Below are 18,182 nucleotides of genomic sequence, written 5' to 3'. Positions count from 1 at the left end.
TTCGGCGTGTCATAAGGGGAAGAATAGTTCGCTGTTGACTGCGGCACAGCAGGTCACGGTGAATACCGGCTAACCGTTATCGGACGGTGACCCGCAGCGCGGATGCGCTCGGATCAGACGGAGACGGGCCTCGTGCTCATGGTCTGCGGATCGAACACCACGCGCGTGCGCGTGCGCTCGATGTCGGGGTCAGGGACCGGGATCGCCGAGAGCAGGGCCTGCGTATACGGGTGCTTCGGGTTGTCGAAGACCTCGTCGACGTCACCGTGCTCGACGAAGTCGCCGAGGTACATCACGGCGACGCGGTCGGCGATGTGGCGCACCACCGAGAGGTCGTGCGCGACGAAGAGGTACGACAGCCCCAGCTTGACCTTCAGATCGTCCAGGAGGTTGATCACGCCGGCCTGGATCGACACGTCGAGCGCGGACACCGGCTCGTCGAGCACGACGATCTTCGGGTTGGTCGATAGCGCCCTCGCGATGCCGATGCGCTGTCGCTGGCCTCCCGAGAACGCCTGCGGGAACCGGTCGCTGTGGGCGGGGTTGAGCCCGACGAGGTCCATGAGCTCGTCGACGCGGCGGTGGATCTCCGCCTTCGGCATCCCGATCGCGGCCATGGGCTCGGCGATGATGTCGGCCACGGTCATCCGCGGGTCGAGCGCACCCATGGGGTCCTGGAAGACGATCTGGATGTCACGGCGCAGCTGCCGCTCGACCTTGCGGCTGCGGATGTCGTTGACACTGGTGCCGGCGATCACGATGTCGCCGTCCTTCTGCTTGACCATGTCCATGATCTGCAGGAGGGTCGTGGTCTTGCCCGATCCGGACTCGCCGACGATCGCCATCGTCTCGCCCTCGCGCACGTCGAAGCTGATGCCCTTGATGGCGTGCACCTCGCCGACCTTGCGCTTGAGGAACGCGCCCTTCAGCAGGGGGAAGGTCTTCGTGAGGTTGCGCACCTCGAGGGTGACGGGGCGTTCTTCGCGGGGGAGGCGGGTGAGCGCGCTCTCCGCGATCTCGCGCACCGGGTAGACAGGGAGACCGCCGAGCAGACCGCCGTCCTCGATCTCGTCCGCTCGGATGCAGGCTGCGAGGTGCGTGGCACCAGAGCCCGTGGCGACCGGGAGCAGTTCCGGCTCCTTGGCGCGGCAGGCGTCGATCGCGATGGGGCAGCGGTCGGCGAAGGGGCACGCGTCAGGCAGGTTGATGAGGAGCGGCGGGTTGCCCTTGATCGGCGTCAGCGGTTCCTTCTCGGCCTTGTCCACGCGCGGGATCGCACCGAGCAGGCCGATGGAGTACGGCATCCGCGTGCGATGGAAGAGCTCCTGCGCCGATGCGTGCTCGACCGGCTTGCCCGCGTACATGACCATCACGTCGTCGGCGGTGCGCGCGACCACACCCATGTCGTGGGTGATCATGATCACGGCAGCGCCCGTCTCGTCCTGGGCCTTCTCGATGAGGTCGAGGATCTGCGCCTGGATGGTGACGTCGAGGGCCGTCGTCGGCTCGTCGCAGATGATGAGCTTCGGCTTGTTCGCCATGGCGATGGCGATCACAACGCGCTGGCGCATGCCGCCTGAGAACTCGTGCGGGAACGACTTCATGCGCCGCTCCGGCTCGGTGATCCCGACGAGACGCAGCAGCTCGACCGCACGGTCCCACGCCTCCTTCTTGGAGAGGCTGCGGTGCACGGTGAGGGCTTCGATGAGCTGGTCACCGATCGTGAAGACCGGCGTCAGCGACGTCAGCGGGTCCTGGAAGACCATCGACATGCCGTTGCCGCGGATGACAGACAGCTGCTTGTCGCTCTTGCCGATGAGCTCCTGACCGTCGTACACGATCGACCCGGTGACGCGTGCGTTCTCGTCGAGCAGGCCCATGATGGCGAGCGAGGTGACCGACTTTCCCGAGCCGGACTCGCCGACGATGCCGAGGGTCTTGCCGGCTTCGAGGTCGAAGGAGACGCCGCGCACGGCATCGACGCGCCCCGCCTCGGAGGCGAAGCTGACCCGGAGGTCGCGGACGGAGAGAACAATGCTCATGCGCGGCCTCCTGCCGCCGAGGTGGGATCGAGGGCGTCACGCAGGCCGTCGGCGACGAGCGCCATCGACACGGTGAGCAGGGTGAGCGCGGCGGCGGGGAAGTAGAACAGCCACGGCGCGGTGGTGAGGGAGCTGGAGCCGGTGCCGATCAGGGCTCCGAGGGAGACATCGGGGATCTTGACGCCGAATCCGAGGAACGACAGACCGGTCTCGGTGATGACGGCGTTGACGACGCCGAGGGTGAAGTTGATCACGAGCAGCGAGCCGATGTTCGGCAGCAGATGCCGGATCACGATCCTCATGCCTCCGACGCCCATGTAGCGCGCGGCGCTGACGTACTCGCGTTCGCGCAGCGAGAGCGCCATGGTCCAGATGACGCGCGCGGGGAAGTACCACCCGATCACGAAGATCATGATGAGCGCGATGACCCGCCAGTCGCCGCCCGACTTGTTGGAGATCATGGCGAGCAGGAGGAAGCTCGGGATCACCATCATGAAGTGGATGACGAGCAGCGCGATGCGCTCGGTCCAGCCGCCGAAGTACGCGGCGGCGGTGCCGACGAGCGCCGACACGATGGTCACGCCGATCGAGACCGTGAGGGCGATCATGAGCGACCGCTGGAGACCGACGGCGACCTGGGCGAAGACGTCGTTGCCGGCGCTGTTGGTGCCGAACCAGTGGTCGGCCGACGGACCCGTGCTCAGGTTGAGGAAGTCCATCTGGATGTGGTCGTACCGAGCGATGAGTGGTCCGAAGACCGCGAAGAGCACGAGCAGCGCGAAGATGACGAGGCCGGCCACTGCGCCCTTGTTGCGCATGTAGCGGCGGGTGTACAGCGTCCACTTGGAGAGCCGCTTCGTCGCCACCCGGGTCGTCTCGGGGCCGGGGGCGCCCGCTGGCGGCTGGATGGTGGGGTCGATCATGTCGGTCGTCATGTCAGCTCACTCTCACTCGCGGGTCGAGCACGACGACGGCGATGTCGGCGAGGATGGCGCCGATCGCCGTGAGCACGGCTCCGAAGGCCGCGATCGCGACCGTGCCGTGGATGTCGTTCTTCGTGATGGTCTCGATGAAGTAGCGGCCCATGCCGTTCCACGCGAAGATCGTCTCGGTCAGCACGGCCCCGGTGAAGACCGTGGGGATCGTGAAGGCCACCTGGGTGGCGACCGGGATGAGCGAGGTGCGCAGCGCGTGCTTGCGGATCGCCTGCTGCTTCGTGAGTCCCTTGGCGCGGGCGGTGCGGACGTAATCGGCGCTGATGTTGTCGAGGAGCAGCGAGCGCTGCAGGAAGTGGATGCTCGCGTATCCGGTGAGGACGAGGGCGATGGTCGGCAGCGTCAGATGCTGCAGCACGTCGACGAGTACCGGGAAGAAGCCCTCGACGCCTCTGCTGGCGTTGCCCGTCACGTAGAAGATGCGTACGCCGGTCGCGTTGTTGAGCCCGATGGCGAGGAGGACGACGGCGAACGCGGCGACCACGATCGGGATGTTCATCGTGATGATGCTCGTCGCCTGACCGATGCGGTCGGCGAGCTTGTACTGCCGCGACGCGGTGTAGACGCCCAGTGCGATGCCGAGGAGGGTGGTGATGATGGTCGCGCCGAGCACGAGCTCCGCACTCACCCACATCCGGTAGGCGACCTGTTCGTTCACGGAGCCGCCGGTGGGGCTGACACCCCAGTCCCACCGCAGCAGGATGCCGGTGAGCCAGGTCCACCAGCGCTCGATCAGCGGAACGGTGTCGCTGAGGTTGCGCGGGGCGAGGGTGTTGACGATCTGCTCCTCCGTCAGCGGAGGGCGCCGCCCCACGTAGTTGCTGCGCGGGTCGAGGAAGTTCCACGCCAGGAAGTACGTGAGGTTCGTGGCTACCACGATCATGAGCAGCCAGCCGAGTGATCGGCGCACAAGATACTTGATCAAGGTGATGAGTCTTTCTCTTTTACAGACGCGCGCGGGATCTGCCGACGCAACGCTGAGCCGGGTAGCCATTCAAGCACCATCCACGGAATCGCGCGACGCGACGCCCACATCGTCTGTGACGGAGTCGTATCGCCCGTGGGATCGGGTGTCACAAGACGTTCCCGGGCAACTTCGCGAGACTATCACCGGTTTGCGCGATTCGAGGCACCGGATGCCGGAATCGAGCAACCAGCACGCCTGACCGTAGAATCGTCGGGACATGTCCCCACGCGCACTCACACCACTTCAGCCTGCCGCGACGCCGGCGACGCAGATCCGCAACTTCTGCATCATCGCCCACATCGATCACGGCAAGTCGACCCTGGCCGACCGCATGCTCCAGATCACCGGTGTGGTCGCCGACCGCGACATGCGCGCGCAGTACCTCGACCGCATGGACATCGAGCGGGAGCGCGGGATCACGATCAAGAGCCAGGCCGTGCGGATGCCGTGGCAGGTGGGCGGCGAGACCTTCGCGCTCAACATGATCGACACGCCCGGCCACGTCGACTTCACCTATGAGGTGTCGCGCTCCCTCGCCGCGTGCGAGGGAGCCATCCTGCTCGTCGACGCGGCGCAGGGGATCGAGGCGCAGACGCTCGCCAACCTCTACCTCGCGCTCGAGAACGATCTGACGATCATCCCGGTGCTGAACAAGATCGACCTTCCCGCCGCGGAGCCGGAGAAGTACGCCAAGGAGCTCGCCGACCTCATCGGCGGCAGCCCCGACGACGTCCTGCGCGTGTCGGGCAAGACGGGCGTCGGCGTCGAGGAGCTCCTCGACCGTCTGGTGCAGGAGATCCCGTCGCCGACCGGCGATGCGGATGCTCCGGCTCGCGCGATGATCTTCGACTCCGTGTACGACGCCTACCGCGGAGTGGTGACCTACGTGCGCATGGTCGACGGTCAGCTGTCGCCCCGCGAGCGCATCCAGATGATGTCGACCAGGGCCAATCACGAGCTGCTCGAGATCGGCGTCTCCAGTCCGGAGCCCATCCCCACGAAGGGGCTGGGCGTCGGCGAGGTCGGTTACCTCATCACCGGCGTGAAGGACGTGCGGCAGTCGAAGGTCGGCGACACGATCACGAATGCCCGCAAGCCGGCGGCCGAGCCCCTGGCGGGCTACACGGACCCCAAGCCGATGGTGTTCTCGGGCATCTACCCGATCGACGGCAGCGACTACGCCGAGCTGCGTGAGGCGCTCGACAAGCTCAAGCTGTCGGACGCATCCCTGCAGTACGAGCCTGAGACGTCGGTCGCGCTCGGCTTCGGCTTCCGCTGCGGATTCCTCGGCCTGCTGCACCTCGAGATCGTCACGGAGCGGCTGTCCCGCGAGTTCGGGCTCGATCTCATCACCACGGCGCCCAGCGTGATCTACGAGGTCGTGACGAGCGACACGGGCGAGACGGTCACCGTGACGAACCCGAGCGAGTACCCGGACGGCCGCATCGGGTCGGTCTCGGAGCCGATGGTGAAGGCCGCGATCCTGCTGCCCAAGGACTACGTCGGCACCGTCATGGAGCTGTGCCAGTCGCGCCGCGGCTCGCTCCTCGGCATGGAGTACTTCTCGGAGGAGCGCGTCGAGCTGCGGTACAACATGCCGCTCGGCGAGATCGTGTTCGACTTCTTCGATCAGCTCAAGTCCAAGACGCAGGGCTACGCCTCGCTCGACTACGAGCCCTCCGGTTCGCAGGAGGCCGACCTCGTCAAGGTCGACATCCTGCTGCAGGGCGAGAAGGTCGACGCGTTCAGTTCGATCGTGCACCGCGACAAGGCCTACGCCTACGGCACGATGATGGCCGAGAGACTGCGCAAGCTCATCCCGAGGCAGCAGTTCGAGGTGCCGATCCAGGCGGCGATCGGCGCGCGGATCATCGCGCGCGAGACTATCCGGGCCATCCGCAAGGACGTGCTCGCCAAGTGCTACGGCGGTGACATCACCCGCAAGCGCAAGCTCCTCGAGAAGCAGAAGGAGGGCAAGAAGCGCATGAAGATGGTGGGCCGCGTCGAGGTGCCGCAGGAGGCGTTCATCGCAGCCCTGTCGGGTGACGTCGAGGGCAAGGACAAGAAGTAGCGCGACCGCCACGGCCGCGGCATCCGATGTGTCGGCGTGCGGCGCGTGGGGGTGTTCGCTCAGGCAAGCCCCAGTAGTCTGGAGATCATGCGGCGCGGGACATTCCGAGACGACACGGTGGACTATGCGGCCGTGGGGGCGACGCACGCGCCCGACCTGATGCAGTACCCGCCGGAGCGCAGCATCCCTGCTGAGGAGTCCTGGCGCATCGGCAGCGGGGCCGAACGGTTCCAGACGGCCGGCGAGGCCCTCCTGTCGTGGACGGCGCAACGCGCGGCCGGCCTATCGATCGACGATGTGCGACCAGCACCGGGGCCCGCGTACGCCGGCGTGAGCTTCGATGCCGAGGGCAACCCGATCGCTCCGAGCAAGCGCGAGGTCGAGCAGCGCTTCGATGCGGAGGGCACCCCGTTCGTGGGACCAGGCATGACCTTGCGCGTGCACGGCAGGGTCGCTGGCATGCGTGCAGACGCCCAGCTGCGCGTGATCTCTGTGACCGAGGAGAAGCGACGGATCGGCTTCGTGCTCGGGACCGTCGGCGGCTCGGTCGTCAGCGGCGAAGAGTCGTTCGATATCGAGTGGCGCGAGGACAACGACGAGGTGTGGTTCACGGTGCGCGCCTTCGACGCGCCGATCGCGGTGCTCTACCGGCTGCTCCCGACGCTCGTGAAGCGGCGCCGCAAGGAGCTCTTCGCGCGCTACCTGCGGGCGATCTCGCCGCTGTACGCGACGCCGCTGTGATGACGGCAGTGCGCTGATGGCAGGACCCCTTCCGCTGGGCGACCCGGCGCCGTCCGACGGACGTCTGCCCGCCGATCTGCCGGTCGACCCGACCGTGCCGCTCTCGGCGTATCTGCACGTGCCGTTCTGCCGGGTGCGCTGCGGTTACTGCGACTTCAACACCTATACGTCCGGTGAGCTGCGCGGCGCGCGGCAGGAGGACTATGCGAGCACCCTCGCGCAGGAGATCGCCCTGGCGGAGCGCGTGCTCGGCGAGGCGGGCGGCATCAGGCCGCTGCAGACCGTGTTCTTCGGCGGCGGAACGCCGACGCTGCTGCCGGCCGGCGACCTCGCTCGGATGCTGGATACCGCGGTGTCGGCCTTCGGGCTCGCACCAGGTGCGGAGGTGACGGTCGAGGCGAACCCCGACACGGTCACGCGAGAGGCGGCCCGCGTCCTCGCGGATGCCGGAGTCACCCGTCTCTCGGTGGGCATGCAGTCCGCCGTTCCCCACGTCCTCGCCGCGCTGGACCGCACGCACCGCCCGGAGAACGTCCGCACGGCCGTGGACGCCGCTCGGGATGCGGGACTCGCGGTGAGCGTCGACCTGATCTACGGCGCACCGGGGGAGACGCTGGCCGATTGGGAGGCGTCGCTCGACGCGGCCCTCGCTCTCGAGTCGGATCACGTCTCGGCCTACGCGCTCATCATCGAAGACGGCACGAAGCTCGCCAGGCAGATCCGCCGTGGCGAGGTGCCTGCGCCCGATGATGACCTGCAAGCCGACATGTACGAGCTCGCCGACGCGCGCCTCGCCGACGCGGGCTTCGACTGGTACGAGGTAAGCAACTGGGCGCGATCGCCCGAGCAGCGCTCGCGGCACAATCTGGCCTATTGGCGCGGACACGACTGGTGGGGCTTCGGGCCCGGTGCCCACAGCCACGTGGCGGGCCTGCGATGGTGGAACGTCAAGCACCCGGCCGCCTACGCGCAGCGCCTCGCGTCGCAGACCTCACCGGCCGCCGGGACCGAGCGGCCGGACGAGCAGTCGCGCGTGCTCGAGCGTGTGCTCCTGCAGAGTCGGCTCGCCGAGGGCATCCCCGTCGCAGACCTGCCTGAGACGGGCCGACCGCGCGTCGCCGGTCTCATCGCCGACGGGCTCGTCGACGCGGCGTCAGCCCTCCGCGGCCGCGTACGGCTCACGCTGCGAGGACGACTCCTGGCCGACGCCGTGGTGCGTGCACTGACCGATTGAGCAGGCCCCGAACCGGTGCCATGACGGGTAGGATTGGCACTCTGAAGGTTCGAGTGCCAGCGGGAGGGATGTCGATGGTCACAGAGCGAGGACTCCAAGTGCTCCGCGCCATCGTTCAGGACTACGTCGAGACGCGGGAGCCCGTCGGGAGCCGATCGATCGTCGACCGGTACTCGTTCGGCGTCTCCGCGGCCACGATCCGCAACGACATGGCGATGCTCGAGGATGAGGAGCTCATCACCGCGCCCCACACGTCGTCCGGCCGCGTTCCGACCGACAAGGGCTACCGCGTGTTCGTGAACCACCTGGCGCAGCTCCGCCCGCTGTCGGTCGCCCAGCGCAAGGCGATCGAGTCCTTCCTCGCGGATCCTGCCGACCTCGACGACCTCATGGCCCGCACGGTGCGGGTGCTCACCCAGCTGACCGGTCAGGTCGCGCTCGCCCAGTACCCGTCGTTCGCGCGCGCCCACCTGACGCACATCGAACTCGTCGCGCTCGCGCCCAAGCGTCTTCTGGTGGTGCTCGTCACCGATGCGGGAGGCGTGTCGCAGCGGATCGCGCCGCTTCCGGTCGACGTCGACGAGTCCGACATGGCGCTGCTGCGGGCACGGCTGTCGTCGCTCCTCACCGGAAAGGCGATCGGCGATGCGATCGACCGAGTGCAGGCGCTGCTCGCCGACGACGCCCGCCCAGGCGACGCGGCTCTGCGAACCCTGGCGGGCATCATCGCGGATGAGCTCGGCGAGTTCCGCCAGGAGAAGCTCGTCATGGCCGGAGCCGCGACGCTCGCGCGGCGCGAGCATGACTTCCGCGGCAGCATCCATCCGCTCCTCGAGGCCATCGAGGAGCAGGTGACCCTGCTCCGGCTGATGAGCGAGATGGAGGCGGACGCGCACGGGCTCGCGGCCAGCATCGGCACCGAGAACGCCTCATTCGGACTCGACGAGGCGTCGATCGTCGCGAGCAACTACGCCGCGCCGAGCGGCACGGCGAGGGTCGGGGTGATGGGCCCGACCCGCATGGACTACCCGAGCAATCTCGCGGCCGCGCGGGCCGTCGCCCGTTACCTGTCGCGGATGCTCGACGAAGATGAGGCGAGTCGCTGACGCGGCCCGCCGTGACGACAACGCAGAAGGGCCATTGTGGCGGACCATTACGAGGTTCTGGGCGTCTCCAGGGACGCCTCCACCGATGAGATCAAGAAGGCGTACCGACGCCTGGCGCGGCAGCTCCACCCGGATGTGAACCCGGGAGAGGAGGCGGCGGAGCGCTTCAAGCTCGTCACGCACGCGTACGACGTGCTCAGCGACGAGGAGTCGCGACGTCGCTACGACATGGGCGGCGATGACGGCGCGGCGGGAGGCTTCGGCGGCTTCGGGGGCTTCGGCGACATCTTCGAGACGTTCTTCGGGGCAGCCCAGGGCGGCGGTCGCGTCGGTCGTCCGCGTTCACGACGCGAGCGCGGGCAGGATGCGCTCGTGCGCGTCTCTCTCGAACTGGGCGACGTGGTGTTCGGCACGCATCGCGACATCGAGGTCGACACGGCCGTGCTGTGCGAGACCTGTCACGGATCCTGCTGCCAGGAGGGCACATCGCCGGTCACATGCGACATCTGCGGCGGCACCGGACACGTGCAGCGGCAGGTCCGCAGCCTGCTCGGCAACGTCGTGACCTCGCAGCCGTGCGGCACCTGCGAGGGGTACGGCACGACGATCCCGTACCCGTGCGGCACGTGCGGCGGCCAGGGGCGCGTGCGCTCGAGGCGCACCGTCTCTCTCGACATCCCCGCCGGCGTGGAGACCGGTCTGCGGCTGCAGCTGCCGGGATCGGGCGAGGTCGGAAAGGCCGGGGGCCCCAACGGCGACCTCTACGTCGAGATCACGGTCAACCCGCACCCAGCGTTCAGCCGTGACGGCGACGACCTCCTCGCCACGCTCGAGGTCTCCATGACCGACGCCATCCTCGGCACGGAGGCCACGATCCAGGGACTCGACGGCGAGGTCGACCTCGAGATCCGCCCCGGCGTGCAGTCGGGCGACGTCCTCACGATCAAGGGCCGCGGCATCACCCCGCTGCGCGGAACCCAGCGCGGCGACCTTCGCGTCGGCGTGCAGGTGCTCACCCCGACGAGGCTCGACTCCGCGCAGCGGAAGCTCATCGAGGACTTCGCGAAGAAGACGAAGGCCCCGGCCCCGCAGCTCGCGCAGTTCCAGCAGGGGCTGTTCTCGAAACTGCGCGATCGGTTCCGGTCGCACTGAGCCATGGTCCTGCACTTCCTGGTGGAGGCCGCCTCGGATGCCGTGAGCGGCGACATCGTCTCGCTCACGGGCGCCGAGGCGAAGCACGCTGCGGTGGTCCGTCGGCTGCGCGTCGGCGAAGAGGTCACCGTGGGCGACGGCGCAGGCGTGTGGCTCGCCGGCGTCGCGGAAGAGGTGTCGCCCTCCCAGGTCGACGTGCGAGTAGTGAGCAGGCGGGTCGAAGACGCGCCGTCTCCGCGCATCGTGCTCGTGCAGGCCCTCGCCAAGGGCGACCGGGACGAGCTGGCCGTGCAGGCGGCGTGCGAGCTCGGTGTAGACGAGATCGTGCCTTGGCAGGCGAGCCGCAGCGTCTCACGCTGGGAGGGGTCCAAGGCGGTCAAGGGCAGGGAACGGTGGGCGACCATCGTCAGAGAGGCGGCCAAGCAGGCGCATCGTGCCTGGGTGCCTCGAGTATCGGATGCCGTGACGACGGCCGATCTGGCGGCACGGGCGAGCGGCGCTCGCATGCTGCTCCTGGACCCCGCCGCCGAGAATCGTCTGACCGACGTGCGCCCAGACGGGCGTGATCTCGTGCTCGTGGTCGGCCCGGAGGGAGGCATCGCCCCCGAAGAGCTCGACCGGCTGCAGGCTGCGGGCGCGGAGCGGGTGCTCCTCGGCGCGACCGTGCTCCGCACGTCCACGGCTGGTCCCGCCGCCATCGCGGTGCTGAGCGCGGCTCTCGGTCGCTGGTAGGCGGGAGGCGGGGCCGCCGACCGTGCGGCGTCGCCGAAGATGGGCGACAGTAGACTGGAGCGCATGACCGAGCCCTCGATCTTCACGCGCATCCTCAACGGCGACATCCCGGGCGAGATCCTGCTCGACGAGGGGCGTGTCTTCGCCATCCGCGACATCAACCCGCAGGCGCCGCTGCATGCTCTGGTCATCCCGAAGACCGAGGAGTACCGCGACGTCACGGAGCTCGCGGCGGGCGATCCTGAGCTGCTCGCCGAGATCGTCGCGGCGGCGAAGACGATCGCCGACCGGCATGCGAACGGCGAGTACCGCCTCATCTTCAACAACGGCGCGAGTGCCGCGCAGTCCGTCTTCCACGTGCACGCCCATGTGCTCGGCAACATCGAGGAGAACAAGCTCGTTGGCTTCTGACGAAAACGACACCGTCACCGACCGCGTCTACGCCGACGGTGTGGCCATGGTGCAGCTGCTCGGTCCGCAGGACCGGCTTCTCCGGATGCTCGAGAAGGAGCATCCGCGAGTGCAGGTCCTCGTCCGGGGCAACGAGATCACGCTGACCGGGGCGCGGGACGACGTGGCGAACGCGCGAGCGCTCGTCGACGAGCTGCTGACCATGACACGCGAGGGCCACGATCTCGCGCCGAGCGACGTCTCCAGCTCCGCGCAGATGCTCCGGCGCGACGGAGGACCGCGCCCGAGCGAGGTGCTCGGCGAGGCGATCCTCTCGACCCGCGGCAAGGTCATCCGGCCCAAGACCCTCGGTCAGAAGGAGTACGTCGACGCGATCGAGGAGAACACGATCGTCTTCGGCATCGGTCCGGCGGGAACGGGGAAGACCTACCTGGCGATGGCCAAGGCCGTGCAGGCTCTTCAGCGCAAGGAGGTCACCCGCATCATCCTCACGCGCCCGGCCGTGGAAGCGGGGGAGCGCCTGGGGTTCCTGCCCGGGACACTGACCGACAAGATCGATCCGTACCTCCGCCCCCTGTACGACGCGCTCAACGAGATGATGGATCCCGAGATCGTGCCGCGGCTGATGGCGACGGGGACGATCGAGGTCGCGCCGTTGGCGTACATGCGCGGCCGGACCCTCAACGATTCGTTCGTGGTCCTCGACGAGGCGCAGAACACCACGCCCGAGCAGATGAAGATGTTCCTGACGCGTCTCGGCTTCGGGACGAAGATGGTGGTCACGGGTGACATCACGCAGGTCGATCTGCCTCAGGGGGCCTCGGGACTTCGTCTGGTCACGCGCGTGCTCGACGGGATCGACGACATCCACTTCGCGCGCCTCACCAGCGAGGATGTGGTGCGGCACTCGCTGGTCGGCCGGATCGTCGACGCCTACAGCGAGTACGACGAACGCCGCCTCGCGCAGCGGCACGAGCGGGAGCAGGCCGCCGAGTTCGCCAACAGGGCGGAGCGTCGCGCCGCTCAGCGACCAAGACCGCGCGACAGGATGCCGAAACGAGGACTCTCATGATCGAGATCAACAACGAGTCGGCGGTCGACGTCGACGAGACCGTGCTGCAGCGCCTCACCGACTTCAACCTCGCACAGCTGCACGTCAGCCCCGACGCCGAGGTCGCGATCGTGCTCGTCGACGAGGGCGCGATGGAGGCGCTCCACGTGCAGTGGATGGACGAGCCGGGGCCGACCGACGTCTTGAGCTTCCCCATGGACGAACTGCGCCCAGGCACCGAAGACCGACCGACTCCGCCCGGGCTGCTCGGCGACATCGTGCTGTGCCCGCAGGTCGCCGAGACGCAGGCGCAGGCAGCGGGGCACTCTCTGATGGACGAGCTGATCCTGCTCACGACGCACGGGCTGCTGCACCTGCTGGGCTTCGATCACGCGGAGCCCGAGGAGGAGCGTGAGATGTTCGGGCTGCAGAAGGAGCTCATCCAGGGCTTCGCGGCATCCGAACGCCGACGATGACGGCGGCGTTCCTCCTCGTCGGGGCCGTCCTGCTGGTCGCCTTCGGCGGCCTCATGGCGGCCATCGACGCGGCGTTCGGGGTGACATCGAGGGCCGACATCCAGGAGATGAGCGAAGAGGGTCGCAACGCGCGGCAGCTGGCTCGCATCGCGGCGGATCCCGATGCCCACGTGAACGCCGTCGCCTTCATCCGCGTGCTCGCCGAGACCACGGCCGCCGTGCTCGTCACCGTGGCGTTCACGCTTCTCTTCGGCAACATCTGGTGGGCGATGCTCGCCGCGGCCGTGCTCATGACGGGCATCACCTTCGTGCTCGTCGGAGCGAGCCCGCGTTCCTTCGGCCGGCACCACGCCGACGGGATGCTGCGGGCCAACGCCCCGACCGTGCGCGCACTGCGCATCATCCTCGGTCCTCTGGCCCAGGCGCTCGTCGTACTCGGCAACAGGGTGACGCCGGGCACCGGCCGCAGCTCCTTCACCTCGGAGGAGCAGCTGCTCAGCATGGTGGATGAGGCCGCATCGAACGACCTGATCGAGGAGGACGATCGGGATCTCATCCACTCGGTGTTCGACTTCACCGATCAGTTCGTGCGCGCCGTCATGGTGCCCCGCACCGAGATGGTGACCGTCGACGCCAATGCGACCACCAGTGAGGCGATGCGGCTGTTCCTGCAGCGCGGCGTGTCGCGGATGCCGGTGGTCGATGACGAGGCCGACGACGTGGTCGGCGTGCTCTACCTCAAGGACCTCGTGCAGTTCGCGTTCCGGGACGAGAGCGCGTGGCGGGCCGCGCCGATCCGACCGATCTCCCGACCGGCGACGTTCGTCCCGGAGTCGATGAGGGCGGAGACCCTGCTGCAGCAGATGAAGCGCGACGCTGTGCACGTGTGCCTCGTCATCGACGAGCACGGCGGGATCTCTGGACTCGTCACGCTCGAAGATCTCATCGAAGAGCTCGTCGGCGAGATCGCTGACGAGTACGATCATGTGACGGCGGAGGTCGTAGACCTCGGCGCCGGACGCTACCGCGTCAGCGCGCGGCTCTCCCTGGAGGACGTGGGCGACCTGTTCGGACTCGAGCTCGAAGACGACGACGTCGACTCGATCGGAGGCCTCCTGGGCAAGTCTCTGGGGCAGGTGCCGCAGCCGGGGGCGACGGCCACCGTCGGCGGGCTGGTGCTCACCGGCGGTGCGTCGCGCGGCCGAGGCCGCGGCATCGCGACGGTGTTCGTCGAACGAGCGGAGCAGGATGCCGACGCAGCACACCACGAGGGAGAACGAGACGATGACTGAGCAGACGCGAAGCGGCTTCGTGACGTTCGTCGGCCGTCCGAATGTGGGCAAGTCCACCCTCACCAACGCCCTCGTCGGCGAGAAGATCGCCATCATCAGCGACAAGCCCCAGACCACGCGCCGCGCGATCCGCGGCATCGTAAACCGTCCAGACGGACAGCTGGTGATCGTCGACACACCCGGCATCCACAAGCCGCGCACGCTGCTGGGCGAGCGCCTCAACGACCTCGTCGAGCAAGTGCTCGGAGACGTGGACGTCATCGGGTTCTGCGTGCCGGCGACGGAGAAGGTCGGGCCGGGCGATCGGCGGATCGCGGCCTCGCTCGACGGCTACCCCCGCGCGCGGAAGGTCGCGATCGTCACCAAGACGGATGCCGCGGCGCGCGACGAGATCACCGAGCGCCTCATCGAAGTCGATGCGCTGCGCGAGGACTGGGCCGCGGTGATCCCGTTGTCGGCGCTCACCCGTGACCAGCTCGACGTGCTGTCGGACGAGATCCTCGCTCTCATGCCGGAGGGCCCTGCGCTCTACCCCGAGGGCATCACCACCGATGAGTCCGAGGAGGACCGGATCGCGGAGATCATCCGTGAAGCCGCGCTCGACGGGGTGCGGGACGAGCTTCCCCACTCGATCGCCGTGCTCGTCGACGACGTGGCGCCGCGTGACGCCGGCGACCTCACCGACGTGCATGCGTCGATCGTCGTCGAACGAGACAGTCAGAAGGCCATCATCATCGGCAGGAAGGGTGCTCGTCTGCGTGATGTCGGCGCGCGCGCTCGCGCCGGGATCGAAGAGCTGCTCGGAACGAGGGTGTTCCTCGGCCTGCACGTGAAGGTGGCGAAGGAATGGCAGCGCGACCCCAAGCAGCTCGGCAGGCTGGGGTTCTGACGTGATCGTTCTCAGGACGGCGGCTGTTCCGCCACCCGCAGGGGCATGAATACGCGCAGCGACGACCCGAACTCGCTGCGCAACGAGGTCTTCGCCCGCGTCTTCGACGCGAATTGGGCAGCGGTTCGGCATCACATCGAGTGCGTCGTCGACGACGACGCAGAGGTGAACGAGCTGGTCTCAGAGGTGTTCCTGACGGCGTGGACCAAGCTCCGCGCGAGTCGACCCATGGGACGGCCATGGCTCTTGCGTGTGGCCGACCGCCGCCTGAAGGCCCGCGGCAGCCGCCCGTCGAACAGGACGACGGTCACCGCCGCAGTTCATGCCGGACTCGCAGGGGATGATCACCCGGACCGCGCGGCCACGCACGCTCAGATCGTGAACGCGCTCTCTGGCCTCTCGGCCAGGCAACGGCGTATCATCATGCTCACGTACTGGGACGGGCTCACCGTGGGGGAGACGGCGGAGTCGATCGGTTCTTCGCGTTCCAGGGTGGAGAGGGCATTGCGTCGGGCTCAGAGCAGGCTCAGACGCGAACTCGGACTGGAGGGGTCGGGGAATGACGCAGATGATCGATGACGAGCGGCTCGATGAGCTCCTGCATGCGGCGTCGCCTGCCCGCACGCCGCTCACGGCCAAGCCGGACGCCGACGCGCTGGCGATGCTCGAGCGCATCATGTCCACCGACCCCCGCCCGCACCGCACCCGCAACCGCCTCCTCGGCTTCGCCTCTGCTGCGGTCGCGGTCGTCATGGCCGCCGCGCTCGGGATCAGCGTGCTGACGCCGTCCGGACAGGCGATCGCCGGAACACCGCCGCCCCTGGCCTTCGAGGGTGAGGCGAGCGTGGAGAGCACGGTCGGCGCGGCCCAGAAGACGCTCGCGGACTCCCCGGGCCCCAGCGAGCCGCAGCGCTTCGTGCGCTCCGCAACGTGGTCCCTCAACATCGACGGAGACACGGGGGCGACGACGGTCGTTCCGCAGCTCGTCACGCTGCAGTGGGAAGCCGATCAGTCCGGTCGTGTGGTCGTCGTCGACGGCGACCAGTACGACCCGGCGGATGCGGCGGCGAACGCGTCGGCGCGGGTGAGCACGAGCGGCAAGGTCTCGATGGATCTCACGATGAAGCCGGGCGAGTTCACCACCCCGGTCGCGACACCGCCGGGATCGACGCGCGAATCGCTGGTTGGAGCGTTGCAGGCGCTCGGGATGCCGGCGCAGGCATCCGCCGCCGACGTGACCACGGCCATGGGTGCGTTGCTCGAGCAGTGGACCCTCACGAACCGACAGGAAGCGGAGCTTCTCGCTATCCTCGGTGAGTCGGAGGGCGTGACGGCGCTCGGTCGGACGACCGACCGTCTCGGCCGTCCGGTCGCCGGCATGAGGGTCGTCTCCGCAGACGGCGCCGCGAGCGACGTGATCCTGCTGTCTCTCGAGACGGGCAGGATCGTCGGAATCGAGCGCACGAATGTCACGGAGAACGAGTACATGCCCGCCGGCGCCGTGATCGGCTACCGCCTGCTCGACGTGGACGGGTTCGTCCGATGAGGCGCGTGCGAGCGGTCTCCGCTGCGGTCGGACTCATCCTCGCCGTCGTCGGTGTCGCGCCGGCGGCTGCAGCCGATGACGCATCCGATCCGCTGATCTCGGCTGTCATGGCCGAGGTGCCGGGCGGTGTGCTGCTCGACGAGCACCACGCCGTATGGCCCGAACTCGGCATGCAGATCGTCGCACCGCATGCAGCCGGACAGCGCTTGTCCCTCGCCGGTGCGGTCGGGAGCTGCGGATCCGGGCTCGTGTGCGTGTTCTCGTCGTCCTCGCTGGGCGGGGCGATGCTCAGCTGGAACACGTGCGGCTACCACGCGATCCCGAGCTCCTTCGTCGCCCGGTCCCTCGCCGACGCGCGCGCGAGTGGTACGGCGCACGCCCGCAACGGCACCGCGGTGGTCGCCAGCGCCCCTGCGGGAGGGTGGACCAACGTCTCGGCCTTCGTCAACAACGTCATGTGCTACTTCTGAACGCATGGCTCACCGGTGGATCGCTCCCGTGCCAGGACCCGTCGACTCCTGGTTGTTCGTCGACGAGCCGGTCCGCGACCCGGGGCCTGGCGAGGTCACGATCCGGGTGCGCGCCGCAGGCGTGAACCCCGCCGATGCGAAGCACGTCGCTGCGCCCCGTCCCGGAATCGAGTTCCCCGTGCCGATCGGCTACGAGGTCTCGGGCGAGTTGGCGGCGATCGGACCGGACACGGTGATCGGCTCCGGTGCGGCGAACGTCGGTGACGAGGTCATCGCCTTCCGTGTGCGCGGCGGATATGCGAGCGCGGTGACGGTGCCGGCGGAGAAGGTCTTCGCCAAGCCGACAACGCTCACGCATGCCCAGGCCGCCAACCTTCTTCTCGCCGGCACGACCGCGGCGGAGATGCTCTTCGTCACCGGGGCGGCGCCGGGCGAGACGGTGCTCCTGCATGGCGCCTCCGGCGCCGTGGGGGTCAGCGTGCTGCAGCAGGCGCGGCTACGCGGCATCCGCGTGATCGGCACCTGCAGCGAGGAGCGCGCCGACGAGGTCGCCCGATTCGGAGGCGTCCCCGTCCGGTACGGTCACGGGCTCGCCGGACGGGTGCGGGCCGCGAGCGGGGGACCCGTTGCGGCGGCGCTCGACGCGGTCGGCACCGACGAGGCCGTCGACGTCTCGCTCGAGCTCGTCGCCGATTGCGACCGGATCGTGTCGATCGCATCCGGGAGGGCAGGGGAGCTCGGCATCCGGTCGATCGCCGGGTCGCGCCCGGAGAGCGCACGGTTCCGCGATGAGGTGCGGCCCGAGCTCATCGCGCTGGCGCAGACCGGCGATCTCACCGTGCCGGTGGCACACGAGCTGCCTCTCTCCCAGGCTCCGGAGGCGCTGCGCATCATCGCGACCGGACACCCGGGCGGCAAGATCGCCCTGATCCCCGACGTGCCCTGATCCCCGACGTGCCCTGACCTCGGGCCCCTCTGCCGGGCGCCGATGTGAGGGTCGCTCTCGC

At 68.6% G+C, this 18,182-nt stretch carries 18 protein-coding genes; 15 read left to right on the top strand and 3 right to left on the bottom strand.

All coding sequences use genetic code 11. The features are described 5' to 3' along the window. Positions 1 to 113: 113 nt before the first annotated feature. Genes AB663_RS13630 through AB663_RS13620 form a run of 3 tightly spaced genes read right to left on the bottom strand, consistent with a single transcriptional unit; the run spans position 114 to position 3,962 of the window. Positions 114 to 2,042 carry an ABC transporter ATP-binding protein gene (locus AB663_RS13630; protein ID WP_067200241.1) on the bottom strand — a complete coding sequence of 643 codons (1,929 nt, stop codon included), beginning with the start codon at positions 2,040 to 2,042 and terminating at the stop codon, positions 114 to 116. Next, positions 2,039 to 2,977 (bottom strand): ABC transporter permease, encoded by a 939-nt coding sequence (locus AB663_RS13625; RefSeq protein WP_157541092.1) that lies wholly within the window; start codon positions 2,975 to 2,977, stop codon positions 2,039 to 2,041. The genes AB663_RS13630 and AB663_RS13625 overlap by 4 nt, the downstream gene beginning before the upstream one ends. A 1-nt stretch (position 2,978) precedes the next feature. Continuing rightward, positions 2,979 to 3,962 carry an ABC transporter permease gene (locus AB663_RS13620; RefSeq protein ID WP_067200238.1) on the bottom strand — a complete coding sequence of 328 codons (984 nt, stop codon included), beginning with the start codon at positions 3,960 to 3,962 and terminating at the stop codon, positions 2,979 to 2,981. Between the two features lie 259 nt (positions 3,963 to 4,221). On the opposite strand from AB663_RS13620, the gene lepA reads away from it, so the two are divergent. From lepA to AB663_RS13545, 15 genes are all read left to right on the top strand, one after another. Further along, positions 4,222 to 6,075, top strand: a complete 1,854-nt coding sequence (gene lepA / locus AB663_RS13615; RefSeq protein ID WP_067200235.1) for a translation elongation factor 4 — start codon at positions 4,222 to 4,224, stop codon at positions 6,073 to 6,075. A gap of 87 nt (positions 6,076 to 6,162) precedes the next feature. After that, positions 6,163 to 6,816 (top strand): DUF1990 family protein, encoded by a 654-nt coding sequence (locus AB663_RS13610; RefSeq protein ID WP_067200232.1) that lies wholly within the window; start codon positions 6,163 to 6,165, stop codon positions 6,814 to 6,816. A 16-nt stretch (positions 6,817 to 6,832) separates the two neighbouring features. Next, on the top strand, positions 6,833 to 8,050 hold the full coding sequence (gene hemW, locus AB663_RS13605; RefSeq protein ID WP_067200229.1) for a radical SAM family heme chaperone HemW: 1,218 nt from the start codon (positions 6,833 to 6,835) through the stop codon (positions 8,048 to 8,050). A gap of 74 nt (positions 8,051 to 8,124) precedes the next feature. Next, positions 8,125 to 9,156: a heat-inducible transcriptional repressor HrcA gene (hrcA, locus tag AB663_RS13600; protein WP_067202759.1), complete on the top strand. Its 1,032-nt coding sequence runs from the start codon at positions 8,125 to 8,127 to the stop codon at positions 9,154 to 9,156. A gap of 36 nt (positions 9,157 to 9,192) precedes the next feature. After that, a complete protein-coding gene (dnaJ, locus tag AB663_RS13595; RefSeq protein WP_067200225.1) occupies positions 9,193 to 10,308 on the top strand; it encodes a molecular chaperone DnaJ in 1,116 nt (371 codons plus the stop codon). Positions 10,309 to 10,311: 3 nt separating this feature from the next. After that, complete coding sequence (locus tag AB663_RS13590; protein ID WP_067200221.1) at positions 10,312 to 11,040, top strand: 16S rRNA (uracil(1498)-N(3))-methyltransferase; 729 nt, start codon at positions 10,312 to 10,314, stop codon at positions 11,038 to 11,040. A gap of 63 nt (positions 11,041 to 11,103) precedes the next feature. Next, positions 11,104 to 11,451, top strand: coding sequence for an HIT domain-containing protein (locus tag AB663_RS13585; RefSeq protein WP_067200218.1), 348 nt, complete (start codon positions 11,104 to 11,106; stop codon positions 11,449 to 11,451). Positions 11,452 to 11,497: 46 nt separating this feature from the next. Then, a complete protein-coding gene (locus AB663_RS13580; RefSeq protein WP_232304693.1) occupies positions 11,498 to 12,523 on the top strand; it encodes a PhoH family protein in 1,026 nt (341 codons plus the stop codon). Beyond that, a complete protein-coding gene (ybeY, locus tag AB663_RS13575) occupies positions 12,520 to 12,978 on the top strand; it encodes an rRNA maturation RNase YbeY (protein ID WP_067200211.1) in 459 nt (152 codons plus the stop codon). The genes AB663_RS13580 and ybeY overlap by 4 nt, the downstream gene beginning before the upstream one ends. Beyond that, on the top strand, positions 12,975 to 14,270 hold the full coding sequence (locus AB663_RS13570; protein ID WP_067200207.1) for a hemolysin family protein: 1,296 nt from the start codon (positions 12,975 to 12,977) through the stop codon (positions 14,268 to 14,270). Before ybeY ends, AB663_RS13570 begins: the two co-directional genes overlap by 4 nt. Then, entirely contained in the window at positions 14,263 to 15,159 is an 897-nt protein-coding gene (gene era / locus AB663_RS13565) for a GTPase Era (protein WP_067202756.1), read from the top strand. Before AB663_RS13570 ends, era begins: the two co-directional genes overlap by 8 nt. A gap of 45 nt (positions 15,160 to 15,204) precedes the next feature. Beyond that, positions 15,205 to 15,738: a sigma-70 family RNA polymerase sigma factor gene (locus AB663_RS13560; protein WP_067200205.1), complete on the top strand. Its 534-nt coding sequence runs from the start codon at positions 15,205 to 15,207 to the stop codon at positions 15,736 to 15,738. After that, positions 15,719 to 16,705 (top strand): hypothetical protein, encoded by a 987-nt coding sequence (locus AB663_RS13555; protein ID WP_232304551.1) that lies wholly within the window; start codon positions 15,719 to 15,721, stop codon positions 16,703 to 16,705. Before AB663_RS13560 ends, AB663_RS13555 begins: the two co-directional genes overlap by 20 nt. 5 nt (positions 16,706 to 16,710) lie before the next feature. Further along, on the top strand, positions 16,711 to 17,175 hold the full coding sequence (locus AB663_RS13550) for a hypothetical protein (protein ID WP_157541087.1): 465 nt from the start codon (positions 16,711 to 16,713) through the stop codon (positions 17,173 to 17,175). A 4-nt stretch (positions 17,176 to 17,179) separates the two neighbouring features. Then, positions 17,180 to 18,121, top strand: coding sequence for a quinone oxidoreductase family protein (locus AB663_RS13545; protein WP_067200198.1), 942 nt, complete (start codon positions 17,180 to 17,182; stop codon positions 18,119 to 18,121). Positions 18,122 to 18,182: the final 61 nt, after the last annotated feature.

This window comes from Microbacterium sp. XT11 (genome assembly GCF_001513675.1).
Lineage (GTDB): Bacteria > Actinomycetota > Actinomycetes > Actinomycetales > Microbacteriaceae > Microbacterium.
Note: the sequence above shows the minus strand (reverse complement) of the source record. Positions and strands in the feature narration are given on the sequence as shown.

Coding starts and splice junctions, on each gene's coding strand:
- AB663_RS13630 (WP_067200241.1), bottom strand. CDS start 2,042: ATGAGCATTGTTCTCTCCGTCCGCGACCTCCGGGTCAGCTTCGCCTCC.
- AB663_RS13625 (WP_157541092.1), bottom strand. CDS start 2,977: ATGACGACCGACATGATCGACCCCACCATCCAGCCGCCAGCGGGCGCC.
- lepA (WP_067200235.1), top strand. CDS start 4,222: ATGTCCCCACGCGCACTCACACCACTTCAGCCTGCCGCGACGCCGGCG.
- AB663_RS13610 (WP_067200232.1), top strand. CDS start 6,163: ATGCGGCGCGGGACATTCCGAGACGACACGGTGGACTATGCGGCCGTG.
- hemW (WP_067200229.1), top strand. CDS start 6,833: ATGGCAGGACCCCTTCCGCTGGGCGACCCGGCGCCGTCCGACGGACGT.
- hrcA (WP_067202759.1), top strand. CDS start 8,125: ATGGTCACAGAGCGAGGACTCCAAGTGCTCCGCGCCATCGTTCAGGAC.
- AB663_RS13590 (WP_067200221.1), top strand. CDS start 10,312: ATGGTCCTGCACTTCCTGGTGGAGGCCGCCTCGGATGCCGTGAGCGGC.
- AB663_RS13585 (WP_067200218.1), top strand. CDS start 11,104: ATGACCGAGCCCTCGATCTTCACGCGCATCCTCAACGGCGACATCCCG.
- AB663_RS13580 (WP_232304693.1), top strand. CDS start 11,498: ATGGTGCAGCTGCTCGGTCCGCAGGACCGGCTTCTCCGGATGCTCGAG.
- ybeY (WP_067200211.1), top strand. CDS start 12,520: ATGATCGAGATCAACAACGAGTCGGCGGTCGACGTCGACGAGACCGTG.
- AB663_RS13570 (WP_067200207.1), top strand. CDS start 12,975: ATGACGGCGGCGTTCCTCCTCGTCGGGGCCGTCCTGCTGGTCGCCTTC.
- era (WP_067202756.1), top strand. CDS start 14,263: ATGACTGAGCAGACGCGAAGCGGCTTCGTGACGTTCGTCGGCCGTCCG.
- AB663_RS13560 (WP_067200205.1), top strand. CDS start 15,205: ATGAATACGCGCAGCGACGACCCGAACTCGCTGCGCAACGAGGTCTTC.
- AB663_RS13555 (WP_232304551.1), top strand. CDS start 15,719: ATGACGCAGATGATCGATGACGAGCGGCTCGATGAGCTCCTGCATGCG.
- AB663_RS13545 (WP_067200198.1), top strand. CDS start 17,180: ATGGCTCACCGGTGGATCGCTCCCGTGCCAGGACCCGTCGACTCCTGG.